This is a genomic window from Arthrobacter sp. ZBG10 (assembly GCF_001238605.1).
Taxonomy (GTDB): Bacteria; Actinomycetota; Actinomycetes; order Actinomycetales; family Micrococcaceae; genus Arthrobacter.
The window spans coordinates 71,784-86,800 of the sequence record NZ_LFQH01000005.1; the positions used below are offsets into that span (position 1 = coordinate 71,784).

Here is a 15,017-nt window from a genome sequence, read left to right on the forward strand (position 1 = left end):
CCGGGGTGGGGTTTATTACGGCCCTAGCTGCGGGGTCGCAGCACTGCGAAGTAACCGGGCACGCGGCTTTGCTCCGGCACCCCCGTGGCGGGGTTGGTTTCGATGGCCACGGCACCGTCCGCCAGCAGCTCCCAGTCCGCCGCCGGCAGGGCCCGCGCCCGCTCCACGGGACCGAAATGACCCGGCATGGGCAGCTCGCGGATGGCGCGCTCCAGTGGCGCGGGAATGCCGCGGCCGGTGGCGCCCAGATGCGAAACGTACGCCACCGGGTTGCCCTGGAAGTTTGTTTCGGCGATAAACACAGTGCCGCCCGGACCGGCGAGCCGCCGGAGGTTCGCGGCAAACGCAGCCTGGTCCGAGTGGTCCAGGACATGGAGGACGCCGCGGACAAAAACGTTGGCGCTGCCGCCGGCCACCAAGGATTCCGCCGCGCCCGGTGCAGTCATGTCCCGGACCTCGAAGCTGGCATTGCCCAACCCGGCGGCTTCGGCCCGGGCCCGCTCCACCGCGTGCGCCGAGATGTCCACACCAATGGCCTGGCTAAACAGGCCGGCCAGGGACCGGGTGAAGCTGCCGTGGCCGCAGCCAACGTCCACCACGGGCAGGGCAGGGTCCAGGTATTTCACCAGCGTGTCCCGGTAACCCAGGAACTCGTGTTCGGTGCCGGAGTCCCACAGGACTTCCCCGCCGATACCGGTGGTCCTGATGCCGGCCCAGTAACGGTCCCAGGCCACCGCCCGGTCTTTGGGGGCGGAGCGTGAGAGCCGGGCCAGCCGGGGAATCAGCAGGTATCGACGCGCTGCAGCCAGCAGGGAGCGCAGTGCCGGCGGGCATGCGCCGAAGGAACTTTTGACGGTGGACACGCCTCAAATATAAGTCCGGAACGCCTTTCCGGGCGCCCATGCACTTGTTCTGTGACAGCGCCAGCCCCGGGCACTGCCCGTCAGGCTCCGTGCCCGGAGTCCAGCTGAAGCCACGCCATGGCCTCCGCGCGGGAGGTGAAAAAGCGCGTAGGGCACGGCAGCTTGTTGATGCCCAGGATGAAGTTGGCCAGCACCTTGTCCACGGGCGAAGAGCCCAGCAGGGCAATCCGGGATGCCTGGCAAGGCCGGCCGAAAACGGCCCGGGCGCCGCGGCTGACCTGCGCCGTGGTGGCCATGTCAACCAGCATGGGATGCGTGTCGGTGCCGCAGAGGAGGTTCACCCGGCGCATGGCATCCTCGGCATCGGCCTCGCTGATGGACGCGCCGCGCGGCCACAACAGCTGAAGCACGCCGCCCGCATCGAGGGTCAGGTCGCCCTTCACAGGTTCAGCCGGCTGATCCGTCACGCGTCTCCTTCGCAGATTACCTATGGAGCCCATCACCCCTGCTCCCCCTACAATGTACTCAACTGTGAGGGAAGGGGACATTGTGGCGGCTGATGTGCCGTGTGAATGGCGCGCACCCCGTACCGCCGTCGTGGCAGATCCCGACGCCGGCCGGCTGGAGGTCAACGCCGCTGCACTCCGGCGCGTCGGTTACGCCGTCCGGACCACCGGTGACGCCGCCGGCCTGGCTGCCCTCCTTGCCACCGGCCAGCCCTCGGTCATCGTGGCGGACGCCTCCCTGTCCGCCGTGCATTCCGACGCGCCCATGTTGGTCCTTGTGGACCTTGATGACCCGGCCGACATTGCCGCGATGACGCCCCCCGGCATCCACGACTGCATCACCAAGCCCCCGCCGCCCGCCGAACTGGTCCACCGTGCCACGGCACTGATCGACCAGGTGGCCCGCCGCAGCAGTGCCAGGCAGGAAGCCGAGGCCCTCCGCGGGCAGCTCCGCCAGGTCTCCGCAGCCGTCCGCGCCACGAACAACCCGCAGGAAATAGCCCAGCACGTCGTGGCGGGCTTCGGTAAAACCTTCGGCGCCGACCGGGTGTGGCTGACCACGTTCGAAGACGAACGGGTTCCGCGCATCACGGCCACGTGGAACCGGCCCGGCCTGGTACCCGCCGGCGCCGAGGCCATCCCGGACGAAGTGCAGGCCCGCCAGGTGGCGGATTACCTCTGGGCCGGGACCGAGACCCTCTCCACTGACGCCTCCGATGAGGAAGCCACCGGCGGCGAGGGCCCGGCGTCGGGCATTACCGATGCCGTTTCCTCACTGGCCGTGCCCATGGGCGAAGGCGATTCCTCCCTGGGCATCATCTGGATTGCCATGGTGGACCAGCCCCGGCAATGGTCCCGGACCGAACGCGGACTCATCCAGCACGTGGCCGGCAACGCGGCGCACGGGCTGATCCAGAGCCACCTGATCAGCAACCAGCTGCAGGTGGTCAAGCAACTGCAGCAGCTGGACAAGGCCAAAACCGATTTCCTGGCCACCGTCAACCACGAGCTGCGCACACCCCTCACTTCGATCATGGCGTATTTGGACATGATCCAGGAGAGCACCGAGGGTCCGGTCTCCTCCGAGGTGCACCAGATGCTGGACATCGTGGTGCGGAACACGGAACGGCTCCGGTCCCTGATCGAGGACATGCTCAGCGTCTCCCGCGCGGGCCTCGACAACAGCTTGCTGCACCTGACCCCGGTCCGGCTGGGGCACACCCTCGACCTGGTGGCAGCAGCCCTCCGGCCGCTGGCCAAACTGCAGAACGTGACCATCGCCGTCGACTCCGTGCCTGAAGACCCGGAAATCCTGGCGGACGAGGTCCAGCTGCAGCAGGTCTTCACCAACCTGGTCTCCAACGCCATCAAGTTCACCCCCAGCGGGGGCCGGATCGAGGTGGGCAGCGTCTCGCACAAGGCCCCGGACGGCAGCCGCTGGGCCACCGTCAGCGTGGCGGACACGGGCATCGGCATCTCCAGCGAGGAAATCGATCACGTCTTCACCCGGTTCTACCGGGCCTCCAACGCCATGTCCGGTGCCATCCCCGGCACCGGACTGGGGCTGGCCATCACCCGCGACATCGTGGCCAGGCACGGCGGCAGGATCGACGTGGCGTCCACCCTGGGCCTGGGCACCACGGTCACTGTCAGCCTGCCGCTGGACGCCGACAGCAACCGGGCCAACTAGGGCCGGAAGGAGGACCACATATGTTTTCCGACGAAGATCCCCGGCTTTCCCAGCTCCTGGAAGGCATTGTCCGGCTCGCCTCGGGTGACCTCAGCTCCAGGATCGAGGTGTCCGCCAACCGGGATGAACTCGACGCGATCATCATGGGCACCAACCTGCTGGCCGAGGATCTCCAGGTCATCTACGAAGAGCTTGAGCAGCGCGTCCAGATCCGCACCCGGCTGCTGCACGAGGCGCACCTGGAAATGCAGCAGATGGCCATGCAGGACCCGCTGACGGGTCTGGCCAACCGCTCCGCGCTGATCGAGGCGTTGCGCTCCGCACTGGACGCTGAGCGGGAGGCCGGCGAGGGACCGGTGATCCTGCTGCTGGACCTCGACGCGTTCAAGTCCATCAACGACACCCTGGGCCATACGGCGGGCGACCAGGTGCTGATTACGGTCGGGGAAAGGATCCGCGGTGCCGTCCGCAGCTCCGACGTTGTGGCCCGCCTGGGCGGTGACGAGTTCGCTGTGGTGATGCCCTCGGCGTCCCCCGACCAGGCCACCATTGTGGCCCACCGGATCCTGGCGGCACTGAAGGAACATATCGAACTGCCGGGCCGGAGCGTCCGCTGCGGCGCGAGCATCGGCCTGAGCGTGGGCGGTGAAAACCCGACGCCGGAGGACATGCTGATGGAGGCCGACGTCGCCATGTACGCGTCCAAAGCCGAAGGGCAGAGCCGCCTGCACCGGTTTGAACCCGGCCTCCTGCTGGTCCGGCGGCTCCGGAGCCAACTGGTGGAGGACCTCCGCACCGCCATCAGGAGCAGCGGGCTGACGCTGTATTACCAGCCGGTGGTGGAGCTGGGCACGGGCAGGATCGAAGGTGTGGAAGCCCTGATCCGCTGGAACCACCCCAAACGCGGGTTCATCATGCCGGACGAGTTCATTCCGCTGGCCGAGGAAGCCGGGTTGATCTCCGAGCTTGGACTGTGGGTGCTCCGCACCGCGGTGCGCCAGCTCCGCGGCTGGATCGACGACGGCCTGGTGGATGCCCGCTTCTCCGTGCGCATCAACATCTCCGCCACCGACCTGCAAAGCCTGCAGTTCATCGAGGATGTGCGGACCGTGCTGAAGGAAACCGGGGTGCAGCCGGACCAGGTGGTGCTGGAACTGACGGAAGTTGCGATCGTCAAGGGCAACGAGCTGGACCGCTACTCCCTGGGCGGACTCCGCGGGCTGGGCGTCGGCATCGAAATCGACGACTTCGGGACCGGCTACTCGTCCATCAGCTACCTGCGCCGGCTGCCCGTGGACAGGGTCAAGGTGGACCGTTCGCTCATCACGGGGCTGGGCACCGATCCCAACCAGCCGGCCCTCGTCGCAGCGGTTCTGCAGCTGGTACGCGCCTGCGGCCTGGAAGCGGTCTGGGAGGGCGTTGAAACCGCCGAACAGGCCCAGATCCTGCTGGACCTGGGCTGCCTCAGCGCGCAGGGCTACTATTTCAGCCGGCCCGTCCCGCCCGAGAAAATTCCGGCATTACTGGCTGACCAGCCGGAAAGCGCTAGCCCGAAACTGTAAAAGTACTGCGCTTTCGGTCACTCCGATATACGATCATCGTGCGGCGTCAGGTTCTCAGCACCGCACCATGTTGGGCATCAACAGCAACACCGACCGTAAAAGGCGTTTTGAAATTTGAACAATAAATGGTCCATGGGGTCATTACTTCGTCAACTGGGGGCGTAGCTAATGTCGGTTCGGGTACAGGCATGGGGAATTATTGCGGCTGTTCTGGCGGATTCTGATCCGTCCGGAGCGGCCATACGGCAGCGCCTGAGCAACAGCCTCGATGAGAATCCCGGCGTCCCCGAGCGGGCGTTGCTGGAGTACCTCCTGGAGACTAGGCGCAATGACGCCATGGCGGCTCAGGAACCGGAAGATGGGCCGCGCCGGCTGGCGCCGCCGGTCCTGCCACCGCAGATCATCGAGCAGATGGATGCGATCCAAAGCATGTCGCGGATCAGCGCCCTGCTGGAAAGCCAGATGCTGATGACGGCGTTCCAGCCCATCTACGGGCTGGCCGGCAGGAACGTGGTGGGCGTCGAGGCGCTGTCCCGCTTTGTCAGCGACGACGGCGCCGCGGCGGAGCTGTGGTTCGCGGAAGCGGCCGCCGTGGGGCTCGGGGCCAACCTTGAGTTCTCGGCGCTGGGGTCCGCCGCAGCAGCGGCGCGCGACCTGCCCGAACACCTCTACGTCTCCTTGAACATTTCCCCCTCATCCTGCATTGATCCGCGGCTGCCGGAATTGTTTGCGCACATCGACCTGCCCATCAACCGCGTGGTCCTCGAATTAACGGACAGCATTTCGGATGAGGAATACCTGCAATTCATCGCCGCGATTAATCCGCTGCGGGAAAAGGGCCTGCGCATTGCCGTGGATGACGCCCACTCCGGGGCCGGCGACCTGAGCCGGATGATCCACCTGCGGCCGGACTTCATCAAAGTGGGCCGGAACGTCATCAGCAGGGTGGACTCCGACGGCCTGCAGCAGGCCCTCGCAGCCTGCCTGGTGGACTTCTCGGACCAGATCGGCAGCACGCTGGTTGCCGAAGGCGTCGAGACCGTGGGCGAGCTTAAGGTCCTGTCCCAGCTGGGCATCAGCGCCGGCCAGGGCTACCTGCTGGGCCGGCCTTCCGTGCGGCCGCAGGACTGGGCCACCTGGAACAAGCAACTGGACGTGGACGTGCTGGAGCGCCAGCTGCGCGAGCACGAAACAGCGTCCGGCTCAGCCCCGCCCAAAAAGTCCCGTTAGGCAGCGGAAGACCTATTCTGCGTGGCCCTGGTCCCCGCTCATTTGGTCTTCTGCAGGCGGCGTTTCGCCCGGCGGCACTCCCCCGCCGGGTTCCAAACCGGTGATGTTGCCTTCGGCAGGGTCCGGATTGGACGTACCGGCGGAGTCCTTGCCATGCGGGTGCGGCCCGGCCTTGTCCGTGCCGGCCGGCCCTGCACTGCCGGCCTGGTCGCTTCGGGGCTGATCGGGATTGGCGGGATCATTTTCCGGATGGTAAGTGCTCATGGCGTGTGCGTCCTCCCTGTCCGGCCGTGGCGGATTCCCCAGCCTGGACTAATTGTAAGCATACTGATAATCCTGAAGGACTGGCCGGTGCGGCCGGCACGCTTGAGAGGAGCGCCGCGCGCGAAGGTCCCGGACCCGAACACGCCCGGAGACGGACACCGGTCCTAGGACCGCCCGCCGGCCGCCGGCCATTCCCCGCGGGCCAGCAGCACGTCCCGGAGCAGGTCGGCGCGGTCCGTGACGATGCCGTCCACACCCAGGTCCAGGAGGCGGCGCATTTCGTCGGCGGAATTGATGGTCCACACGTGCACCACCAGCCCCAGGGCGTGCGCACGGCGGATGAAGCCCGGAGTGGCCACCCGGACGGGGCCTTGCCGGACCGGGACCTGCAGGGCCTGGACATCGCGGAGCACGTGCCGCATCAGCCGGGCAAACATGGGCGCGGGGAGTACCGGGCCCAGCAGCGTGAACAGGGCGTTGGAGACCAGGCCCGCGGACGCGGCGACAGGCCGGGTCAGCAGTTCCAGCACGGCCCTGCGGCGCCGGTCCGAAAAGCTCGTCACCAGGACCCTGTCGTGGACCCGGTGCCGCTCGATGGCCGCGGCGAGGCTCCGGACTGAACTCCAGTCCTTGACGTCCAGGTTCAGCCGGACGGCAGGCAGTGCGGTGACGAGTTCGTCGAACAGCGGCACGCGCTCCCGGCCGCTGATCCGCGCGGCGGCCACCTGGGCCGCGGTGAGCTCCGAAACTTTGCCCCGGCCGTCCGTCACCCGGTCAAGGGTGTCGTCGTGGAAAAGGTGCAGCACGCCGTCGGCCGTGGTGTGCACGTCCGTCTCCAGGTACCGGTACCCCAGCCCGGAAGCAGCCCGGAAGGCCGCCATCGAATTCTCCAGCCCCTCCCGGGAAAACCCGCGGTGGGCCATGGCGATGGGGAGTATCCGGCCGCCGTCGCCGGTGTTCTCGAAGTAGGGCAGGGTCACACAGCGAGCGTACCCGAGCCGCGGAGGCTAGCTCTCGGCGGGCAGGATCTCCACGCCGTCGCTGCAGTGCAGCAGGGTCCGGCCACGGCCGCCGTCCAGGTTGATCCATACGGCGGTGTGGTCTGCGGTGATGGCATCGACCAGGCCGCCGGTCTCAAAGCCCGGGCTCAGCAGGACCCGGACACGGTCGCCCTGGCTCAGGTTCCGCCAGTGCGGGGCCGGCGTTGCCCGGCGCAGTGGTGCTTCGGCGCTGCCATGCTTGACGTTCTTTGCCATCGTTACCCCTCAGTGCTCGTAAGGAGAGGTTGGGGCTCTCCGGAAGCCACGCTACGGAGGGAAGGTAAACGCGGAATGATCGTTAGCTGAATGCCACCTTGGAACCTGTCCGGCGGCGGCGCGTCAGGACAGCGGCGCGCCCAGCCCTGCGAGCCTGGCCTCAAGGACCTGGGCCACGCCGTCGTCGTCAAAATGCGGTGCCTGCTGGCCGGCGGCACTGATGGCGTCCGGATGCCCGCTGGCCATCGCGTAACCGTGGCCGGCCCAGCGGAGCATCTCGATGTCGTTGGGCATGTCGCCGAACGCCACCACGTCCGCGGCGTCGATTCCCAGGGCGGCAGCGTAGCCCGCCAGGGTAACGGCCTTGTTCAGGCCTGGCCGGGCAAGTTCCAGCATGGCCACGGTGGGTGCGGAGTGCGTTACGGAGGCCAGATGCCCGACGGCGGGACGCACCTCCGCGAGGAATTCGTCCGCGGTGCCCTCCCGGACAATGGCCAGGAACTTCACCACGGCGTCGTCGTCCGTCAGGGTGTCCGCCAGCGGCGCGGGTGTGAATTCTGCCAGGAGTTCGCTGGATTCGTTTTCCACAAACCCGGACTCCAGGTGGAAGCCGGCCAGCGTTTCCACCGCGAACCGGGCGGACGGCCGCAGGTCCTTGATGATGCGGCGGGCTTCGAGGACCGTGGCGATGTCAAGGGTTTTGGCCGACACCAGCCGGTCCGCTTCGAGATCCCACACCACAGCGCCGTTGGAGCAGATGACCGTGCCCGAGTGACCCAGCTGCTCCTGGAGGGGGTAAAGCCAGCGCGGCGGCCGGCCGGTTACAAAGACCAGTTCGACGCCGGCGTCACGGCAGGCGTGGAAGGCGCGGATGGTGCGGTCGCTGATCTTTCCGTCGTGCCCCAGGATTGTTCCGTCAATATCACTTGCCACCAGCCGCATGCTGCCAGTCTACGTGGGAATCAGGGGTGCCGGTCCTGCGTCAGAATCGCGACAGCGCCTGGTCCAGCATCCGGTGCCCCTGCGTTTCAAACGCCCCGTCGCCCACTTGGTGCGCCCACACGGCAGTGCCGATGGCTTCGCGGAGCAGGTAAACCGGCCAGGCGTCCCCATCCCGCGGGTCTGCGCCGTAGCCACGGAGGAAGGCCGCTTCCAGGGCCGGGTCCCGCTGCCACTGCTGGACGGCCAGCCGGCACAGGTCGGTGGCTGCCGGCCGGAGGTCGAACCTGCCGAAGTCGATGACGCTGATGGCGCCGTTGTTGCTGATCCAGTTCCGCGGCTGCCAGTCCCCGTGGGTGGGCACCATCTCGGCGGCGGCGGCCCGGTAGTCAGCGAGGCACTGCCTGGCCCGGCTTTCCACCCGGGGATCGATCCGGTGGTCAGTGTCCAGCCAGGCGAGGGCTTTGGCGGTAGCGCGGGTTTCCCAGCCGCTGTCCGCTGTGCGGGCCTGGCTGTGGAATGCCTTCAGGAGCCTGCCGGCCTGCAGATATGTCTCCGGGTTCTGTTCATCCGGGGTGCCTTCCACCAGGACCCCGGGCAGGTAGCCGGCCACCAGGAGGGCCTCGTTGATGCTTGCGTGCAGCATGGTTGCGGCCCGGCCGGACTCCACCAGCGGTCCAGTGAAGGAGGTGTGGGCCATGATCTCGCGGCCGAGGTGGTGGTTGTCCGGTCCGCCGGCTTTCACAATCAGATCCTTGCCCCTGGAGCGGATGCGAAGAACCGTGGTGTCAGTCAAACCCCAGGACAGATCCTCAATGAGTTCCGGCTCACCGCACCAGGCAGCCACCAGCTCCGATTGCCTCGCCGTGAGCGTCCCCCCATCCCAACGCATCACGCCGTTTCCCGCAGGAATTTTCCGGTCCTGGAGAACTGGCGGAATGCCTGGTCGCCAAGGGGGATGGTGGCCACGAAGAGCAGTAGAGACAGCGTGTTGGAGACGCGCCAGGGGTCCCCGTCCACAGCCAGGGCAGCGAAGTAGAGCGACAGTCCTGGCGTCGTCACCAGGCGCCGGGCAGTACGTTCACGCATCTGGGCGGCCGCGCCACGAAGAACACCCAGCGCGGCAGGATCCACCGCTTCTATTCCCAGGATCTGGCGCCGGACGTGACGCGCCGCTGCCGGCCCCAGTTCCGAGGTGACAAGGGCGCGCAGCGGCTGGACTTTGGGCATAATCCGCAGCCAGCCGTACAACACTCCTACGGCGAGGACCCCAACCGCGGCCAGGTACAGGCCCAGCGTCAAGCCGGAAAGGTGAATACCGACGGCTGACACGGCGCCGCTGGCTGCCAGGGCCATTCCCGCACAGAGTGCGGCCAGCATCGTGGCGGGGAAGACCGCCTGGAAGTAAAACCGGACAGTTGCCTCGACGCCCACGTCCTTGATGCCGTCAGCGACGGCGGAAGCGCTGGCCCAGCGCGCCTCCGGTCCAGCAGCGGAACGCCTCATGCATGCCCCCTAAGTGATGTGTCAGCCCAGCTTAAAGCCGACGGGGCCGGTCACCGCGCCTCTGGACTCAGTCGCTGATGGCGGCTTTCATTTCGTCCACCGCTTTCTGCCCGGCTTCTTCCGGCGACAGCCGGTTGAACAGGACCTCCACCGTGTAGCGGCGGATGATCTCCTGGACGATACCGGCGCCTTTCGGCGGTGGGGCGGGAGCAGCTCCCAGCTCTCCCTTGATCTGGTCGATGAACTTAACCACCTTGAGGTCGGCGGACGGCAACTTCGCTTCCGTGGCGGTCCGGATCCCGGAATTCGGGTTTACGCCACGCTCCGCAAGCAGGATTTCCCCGGCCTTGATGTCATTGGCCAAAAAGTCGATGAACCGGGCCGTTTCTTCGGGGTGTTTAGTCCTTGCGGACGCCGACCAGAACTGCGAGGTCTTGTACCAAAGCTGCGTATCGGCTGCTTCGCCTGTCCGCGAGGGGAACCGCAGGATCTCCAGGTCGCCACCGGCTGCCTTCTCCAGTGCCGGGAGCTGGTTGGACCATCTGAAGGCGAATCCGTTGGTGCCCACGGCGATGCCGCTCTGATCCAGCGTGGCGGCCTCGGCTTCAACCACTTCAGAGGCGGTGGGCACTGCTTCCTTCTCGCGGAGCTCCTTCAGGAAAGCCCACCACGCCGCGATGTCCGGCGCTTCGAACCCAAGCGTGCGGTCCTGGGTGTAGAGGGACTTGCCGTTCTGGCGCAACCAGACGCCGAGGGAGGCTTCGTCCCCGCCGTACGCAGCGGATCCGTAGGTGCCCTGCGGTGACTTGGCCGTGACTTCGGCGGCGATGCGCCCGAAGTCCGCCCACGTCCAGGTTGCGTCATCCGGCAGTTCAACACCGGCGGCCTCGAAGACCCGCGGATTGGCCAGGATGGTGGGCGCATTAATGCCGGCCGGCAGGCCAGTGAGGCCATCTTCGCTGGTTCCCGACTGGAGTGCTGCTGGATCAAATTTTGACGTGTCAATCTTGTACTTCGACAGGTCCAGCAAGGCGCCGCGGCTGGAGTACTCGGTGATGTACTTCTCGTCCATCTGGATGATGTCCGGGGCATCGTTGGCTGCAACCTGGGTGGCCAGCCTGTCCCAGTACGGCCCGGAATCACCAAACTCCGGCCTTATCTTGACGTCCGGGTTTTCCGCTTCGAACGCGGCGATGACGTCCTGGGTCAGCTGGGCCCGTTTGTCGCCGCCCCACCAGGCAAACCGAAGCTCCACAACACCATCAGCCTCCTGCCCGGAGGTTCCGCCGCCGCAGGCGGTTAGCGCAAGGACCGCTGCTGTCAGCGCGGCGGCTAGCCCCGAACCGGAGCGGCGTCCCGGGCGGGACCCCGCTCCGGTTCGGCCGAATGAGGATGAAGACTGCACTGGGGCTCCGATCGTCGGTGATCACGTGACTCATGATACATCATATACTAAGTACGATGCAGCATGCGGCCGTGGAATGTGGGAAAGTTTGAGCGTGACCAGCCAACCAACTCCCCATGGCCTCCTGCCGTCAGCGTCCCGGACAGGCCTCGTTGTTGAGGCGCTCCGCCGTTCGATCCTCACCGGCGAACTACCCGCTGGCCGGGCCTTGGTTGAGGCCGAGCTGGCCCGCTATTTCGGGATTTCGAAAACGCCGGTGCGGGAGGCGCTGAAGACGCTTGTGGGCGCGGGCCTGGTGACCATGAGCGATTACAAGGGCGCCACCGTCCGGGCGGTCGATGCAGAGATGGCCCGCAGTGTCTTTGACGTCCGCTCCCTGCTTGAGCCGGTGGCCGTTGCCCGGACCATCGAACGGGGCCTTGACCTGGAGCTCGCGCAGGACGCGCTGAACCGCGCGGCCAGGGCACTGGATGAAGCCGACCGGAGCCTCGCCAACCGCGATTTCCACCAGTTGCTCTATTCAAACTGCGGCAACCAGGTCCTGGTGGACATGCTGGACGGGCTCCGCGAACAGACGGCGCTGATCTCCGTCAACGCGTGGACCCAGCAGCCGTCGTGGGACGTGGAGGCCGCGGAGCATGCCGACATACTGGCCGCGGCCCGCCGGGGTGACACCGACGCCGCGACGGAACTGGTGCTGAACCACATCCGCAGCTTCGAGGCCCGCGCCGTCGGACAGCTCGCAAGGCCGGCATCACACACAGGGTGACGTTCCAGCAGGGAGATCGAGCGGCAGTCGTTGTCCTGGCTTCGAATCATCGGTCGATCGAGGCCATGTTGGTCTCGTCGTGGCGTTCGCCAGCAGCGGGCCGGAGCGTGTTCAGCCGATTCAGCTGGTCGGCGGTGAGTTCGATGCTGTGCGCTGCCGTATTCTCCTCGACGCGGGAGACCCGGCGTGTGCCGGGGATCGGGGCGATGTCGTTGCCCCGGGTCAGCAGCCAGGCGAGGGCTGTCTGTGCGGGCGTTGCTCCAACCTCGGCGCCGATAGCCTTCACCTCGTCGACGATTGCGAGGTTCCGGTGGAAGTTCCCGCCAATGAACCGTGGGTTGGTTTTGCGCCAGTCATCGTCGGCGAAGTCTTCAACGGAGCGGATCTGACCGGTTAGCAGGCCGTGTCCAAGCGGTGAGTACGGGACGAAGCCGATGCCGAGTTCGCGAAGCAGCGGCAGGATCTCTTCCTCCACGTCCCGGGTCCAGAGGGAGTATTCGGTCTGCAACGCGGTGACTGGCTGGACGGCGTGGGCGCGGCGGATGGTCTCCGGGGAGGCTTCTGAGAGCCCGAAGTGCAGCACCTTACCCGCGGCTATCAGGTCTGCAACGGCGCGGGCGGTTTCTTCGATCGGTGTGTCCGGGTCGACCCGGTGCTGGTAGTAAAGATCGATGTGATCGGTGCCGAGGCGTTTGAGGGAGCCCTCTACGGCGGTCTTCACGTTTGCGGGGCTGCTGTTGATGACGCCGGGACCACCGCCGGAATGCGAGACCAGGCCGAACTTCGTGGCGATTTTGACCTGGTCGCGGCGTCCCCGGATGGCCTGGCCGACGATCTTTTCGCTGAGGAATGGTCCATAGATCTCGGCCGTGTCGATGTGGGTGACTCCGAGATCGAGGGCGCGGTGGATCGTGCGGATCGACTCCGCGTTATCGAGGGTTCCCCCGCTGGTGTAGGTACCGGCCATGGTCATGGCACCGAGCCCGATGGCGGAGACTTCCAGGTCTCCAAGGTGAGCGTTTTTCATGGTGTTTCCTTAGGAGTTGTAGGACAGCGCCGCGGAGAGATTGCGGTTCGTTTCAATCTGCTCCTGGACGGCGGCCTGCTTCCGCTCGATGGCGTCCATGGCATCGGCGCCCGCGACAAAACGCTCGGGCAGGCTGCCGAGGTCGGAGATCATGACCAGCGCATCGGCCAGTTTTGCCGGGTCGCCGCCCTGCTTCCCGTTCATGTTCTTCCAGGCCGCGATGGTGGAAGCTGATTCCTGGGCATAGTCCTCAATCTGTACCTCCGGCCAGATCGTCGAGGAACCCTCGACCAGCAGTTCGGTGCGGAAGAAGCCCGGCACGACGGCCATCGTTTTAATGCCGAACGGCGCTACCTCCTGGCGCAGCGACTCCATCCACCCTTCGAGGGCAAACTTCGACGCTGCGTAGGCGGATGTGAACGGCCCCCCGACAAAGCCGGCGGTCGAAGTCACCGTGATGATCTGGCCCGAGCGTTGGGCGCGCAGGACTGGCAGGACAGCACGGGTCACATTCAGCGGACCGAAGAAGTTTGTCTCCATCTGTGCCTTGATCTGCCCGGGACTGAGGGTTTCGAAGAAGCCGGCGTAGAAGTTCCCGGCGTTGTTGACCAGAACATCGATCCGGTCGAAGCGGTCCACCGCAGCCTTGACTGCGGTTTCGCCCGCCGCTGGATCGGTGACGTCCAGTGCAAGAGTGAGCAGGTTCTTATGGGCTCCAACCGCCGAGGCGACGCGGGCCGCGTCACGGCCGGTGGCAACGACGCAATGGCCTGCGGCCAGGGCGGACTTGGCAATGTCGATGCCCAGTCCGCGGCTTGCTCCGGTGATGAACCAGACGTTTGCTTCTGCCATGACTTAAGGTCCTCCTGCTCTGCGGATCCGGCCCGTTGCCGATCCATTGACGTAATACATCCAGTAAAGAAGAACCCGAGAGCCCGAGGCAGACCCGCTGTATAGGGTTAATACGCGGGACCCCCTCAGGGATGGGCGCCTGACGTAGATTTAGAGCATGACCACGTCCGCCAACATCCGCGAGTTTCTTATGACCCGCAGGTCGCGGCTGACCCCGGCAGAGGCCGGACTGCCTGACTTCGGAGGTCGCCGCCGGGTGCCAGGGCTTCGCCGTGAAGAGGTGGCCCTGCTCGCGGGAATGAGCGTTGAGTACTATGTGCGGCTGGAGCGGGGCAATGCGTCAGGCATCTCGGACACCATCCTCGACGGAATCAGCCGCGCGCTCAAGCTCGACGACGCCGAGCACGCCCACTTGTACGCCCTGGTGCGAGCCGCCAACCGGGGCACGAGGACACCGCAACGAAAGCCAACCTCCCGCACCCATCAGATCCGTCCCGGCACCCGGCAGATCCTGGACGCCATGACGTTTCCCGCGATCGTACAGAACGGGAGGATGGACGTTGTGGCCACCAACACGCTAGGGCGTGCGCTCTTCTCGGAGATGTTCGTAGAGACTCATGGGCGGCCCGTGAACTTCGCCCGGTTCCTCTTCCTCGATCCCAGGGCCAGGGTTGCCTACCGCGAATGGAACGACTCGGCCGAGCAAATTGTCGCCTTGCTGCGCGCTGAATCAGGACGAGTGCCCTCCGATGGTGCCCTGCGCAGCCTGATTGACGCGCTCTCAAAGGGCAGCAGCGAGTTCGCGGCCCTTTGGGAAGCCCACGACGTTCGGATACACCTTGCCGGCAAAAAGCTCTTCCATCACCCTGACGTGGGCGACCTGGATCTCAATTATGAAGCCATGCAGCTCATGACCGATCCGGGACTCCAATTCGTTGGCTTCACTGCCGAACCGGGATCCTCTACTGACCACGCTCTCCGCCTGCTCGGAAGTCTCGCAGCACGCCACCCCGAGGACGCCAGTCTCGAAAGGTAGGAAAGCGTCCAGCAGGGCGGCCACTTTATACATCTTTGGAACCAGGATCCTGCTGCTGGCTAGGTCATCAGCTTTATCCTGGCTGATTCCATGGTGATCCACCGCAGTGGCA

General features: G+C 66.1%; 16 protein-coding genes. 5 read left to right on the forward strand and 11 right to left on the reverse strand.

Features of this window, described 5'->3' with window-relative positions:
* Positions 1-23: 23 nt before the first annotated feature.
* Positions 24-812, reverse strand: coding sequence for a class I SAM-dependent methyltransferase (locus ACU18_RS01285; protein WP_050683763.1), 789 nt, complete (start codon positions 810-812; stop codon positions 24-26).
* 131 nt (positions 813-943) lie between these two features.
* Positions 944-1,363, reverse strand: coding sequence for a DUF7793 family protein (locus ACU18_RS01290; RefSeq protein ID WP_442853698.1), 420 nt, complete (start codon positions 1,361-1,363; stop codon positions 944-946).
* Positions 1,364-1,394: 31 nt separating this feature from the next.
* Here ACU18_RS01290 and ACU18_RS01295 point away from each other — a divergent pair, with 31 nt between their 5' ends.
* The 3 genes from ACU18_RS01295 to ACU18_RS01305 all read left to right on the forward strand — a co-directional run bounded on the left by ACU18_RS01295 (position 1,395) and on the right by ACU18_RS01305 (position 5,851).
* Positions 1,395-3,059 (forward strand): ATP-binding protein, encoded by a 1,665-nt coding sequence (locus ACU18_RS01295; protein WP_231685976.1) that lies wholly within the window; start codon positions 1,395-1,397, stop codon positions 3,057-3,059.
* 20 nt (positions 3,060-3,079) lie between these two features.
* Entirely contained in the window at positions 3,080-4,621 is a 1,542-nt protein-coding gene (locus ACU18_RS01300; protein WP_050683724.1) for a putative bifunctional diguanylate cyclase/phosphodiesterase, read from the forward strand.
* Between the two features lie 336 nt (positions 4,622-4,957).
* On the forward strand, positions 4,958-5,851 hold the full coding sequence (locus ACU18_RS01305) for an EAL domain-containing protein (protein ID WP_231685977.1): 894 nt from the start codon (positions 4,958-4,960) through the stop codon (positions 5,849-5,851).
* Positions 5,852-5,863: 12 nt separating this feature from the next.
* On the opposite strand, the gene ACU18_RS01310 is transcribed toward ACU18_RS01305, so the two are convergent.
* The 7 genes from ACU18_RS01310 to ACU18_RS01340 form a co-directional block, all read right to left on the reverse strand.
* On the reverse strand, positions 5,864-6,115 hold the full coding sequence (locus tag ACU18_RS01310; RefSeq protein ID WP_050683726.1) for a DUF6480 family protein: 252 nt from the start codon (positions 6,113-6,115) through the stop codon (positions 5,864-5,866).
* A 164-nt stretch (positions 6,116-6,279) separates the two neighbouring features.
* Entirely contained in the window at positions 6,280-7,095 is an 816-nt protein-coding gene (locus ACU18_RS01315) for a glycerophosphodiester phosphodiesterase (RefSeq protein WP_050683727.1), read from the reverse strand.
* A 27-nt stretch (positions 7,096-7,122) separates the two neighbouring features.
* Complete coding sequence (locus ACU18_RS01320) at positions 7,123-7,371, reverse strand: hypothetical protein (RefSeq protein WP_050683728.1); 249 nt, start codon at positions 7,369-7,371, stop codon at positions 7,123-7,125.
* Between the two features lie 123 nt (positions 7,372-7,494).
* Positions 7,495-8,313 (reverse strand): Cof-type HAD-IIB family hydrolase, encoded by an 819-nt coding sequence (locus tag ACU18_RS01325; RefSeq protein ID WP_050683729.1) that lies wholly within the window; start codon positions 8,311-8,313, stop codon positions 7,495-7,497.
* Between the two features lie 40 nt (positions 8,314-8,353).
* Positions 8,354-9,106, reverse strand: a complete 753-nt coding sequence (locus tag ACU18_RS01330; RefSeq protein ID WP_231685978.1) for a phosphotransferase family protein — start codon at positions 9,104-9,106, stop codon at positions 8,354-8,356.
* Between the two features lie 95 nt (positions 9,107-9,201).
* On the reverse strand, positions 9,202-9,816 hold the full coding sequence (locus tag ACU18_RS01335) for a hypothetical protein (protein WP_050683731.1): 615 nt from the start codon (positions 9,814-9,816) through the stop codon (positions 9,202-9,204).
* Between the two features lie 67 nt (positions 9,817-9,883).
* On the reverse strand, positions 9,884-11,140 hold the full coding sequence (locus ACU18_RS01340; protein ID WP_231685981.1) for an ABC transporter substrate-binding protein: 1,257 nt from the start codon (positions 11,138-11,140) through the stop codon (positions 9,884-9,886).
* Between the two features lie 175 nt (positions 11,141-11,315).
* Between ACU18_RS01340 and ACU18_RS01345 the strand changes: the two genes are divergently transcribed.
* Positions 11,316-11,990: a GntR family transcriptional regulator gene (locus tag ACU18_RS01345; protein ID WP_050683764.1), complete on the forward strand. Its 675-nt coding sequence runs from the start codon at positions 11,316-11,318 to the stop codon at positions 11,988-11,990.
* Between the two features lie 46 nt (positions 11,991-12,036).
* Here the strand turns inward: ACU18_RS01345 and ACU18_RS01350 are convergent, their stop codons facing one another.
* Both ACU18_RS01350 and ACU18_RS01355 read right to left on the reverse strand, forming a co-directional pair.
* Positions 12,037-13,017 (reverse strand): aldo/keto reductase, encoded by a 981-nt coding sequence (locus ACU18_RS01350; RefSeq protein WP_050683733.1) that lies wholly within the window; start codon positions 13,015-13,017, stop codon positions 12,037-12,039.
* Positions 13,018-13,026: 9 nt separating this feature from the next.
* Positions 13,027-13,869: an SDR family oxidoreductase gene (locus ACU18_RS01355; protein ID WP_050683734.1), complete on the reverse strand. Its 843-nt coding sequence runs from the start codon at positions 13,867-13,869 to the stop codon at positions 13,027-13,029.
* 157 nt (positions 13,870-14,026) lie between these two features.
* Between ACU18_RS01355 and ACU18_RS01360 the strand changes: the two genes are divergently transcribed.
* Entirely contained in the window at positions 14,027-14,905 is an 879-nt protein-coding gene (locus tag ACU18_RS01360; RefSeq protein WP_050683735.1) for a helix-turn-helix domain-containing protein, read from the forward strand.
* Positions 14,906-15,017: the final 112 nt, after the last annotated feature.

What these genes read in the sequence shown, in the direction of transcription:
- ACU18_RS01290 (WP_442853698.1), bottom strand. Translation starts at nt 1,363, where the DNA reads ATGGGCTCCATAGGTAATCTGCGAAGGAGACGCGTGACGGATCAGCCG.
- ACU18_RS01300 (WP_050683724.1), top strand. Translation starts at nt 3,080, where the DNA reads ATGTTTTCCGACGAAGATCCCCGGCTTTCCCAGCTCCTGGAAGGCATT.
- ACU18_RS01305 (WP_231685977.1), top strand. Translation starts at nt 4,958, where the DNA reads ATGGCGGCTCAGGAACCGGAAGATGGGCCGCGCCGGCTGGCGCCGCCG.
- ACU18_RS01310 (WP_050683726.1), bottom strand. Translation starts at nt 6,115, where the DNA reads ATGAGCACTTACCATCCGGAAAATGATCCCGCCAATCCCGATCAGCCC.
- ACU18_RS01320 (WP_050683728.1), bottom strand. Translation starts at nt 7,371, where the DNA reads ATGGCAAAGAACGTCAAGCATGGCAGCGCCGAAGCACCACTGCGCCGG.
- ACU18_RS01325 (WP_050683729.1), bottom strand. Translation starts at nt 8,313, where the DNA reads ATGCGGCTGGTGGCAAGTGATATTGACGGAACAATCCTGGGGCACGAC.
- ACU18_RS01335 (WP_050683731.1), bottom strand. Translation starts at nt 9,816, where the DNA reads ATGAGGCGTTCCGCTGCTGGACCGGAGGCGCGCTGGGCCAGCGCTTCC.
- ACU18_RS01350 (WP_050683733.1), bottom strand. Translation starts at nt 13,017, where the DNA reads ATGAAAAACGCTCACCTTGGAGACCTGGAAGTCTCCGCCATCGGGCTC.
- ACU18_RS01355 (WP_050683734.1), bottom strand. Translation starts at nt 13,869, where the DNA reads ATGGCAGAAGCAAACGTCTGGTTCATCACCGGAGCAAGCCGCGGACTG.
- ACU18_RS01360 (WP_050683735.1), top strand. Translation starts at nt 14,027, where the DNA reads ATGACCACGTCCGCCAACATCCGCGAGTTTCTTATGACCCGCAGGTCG.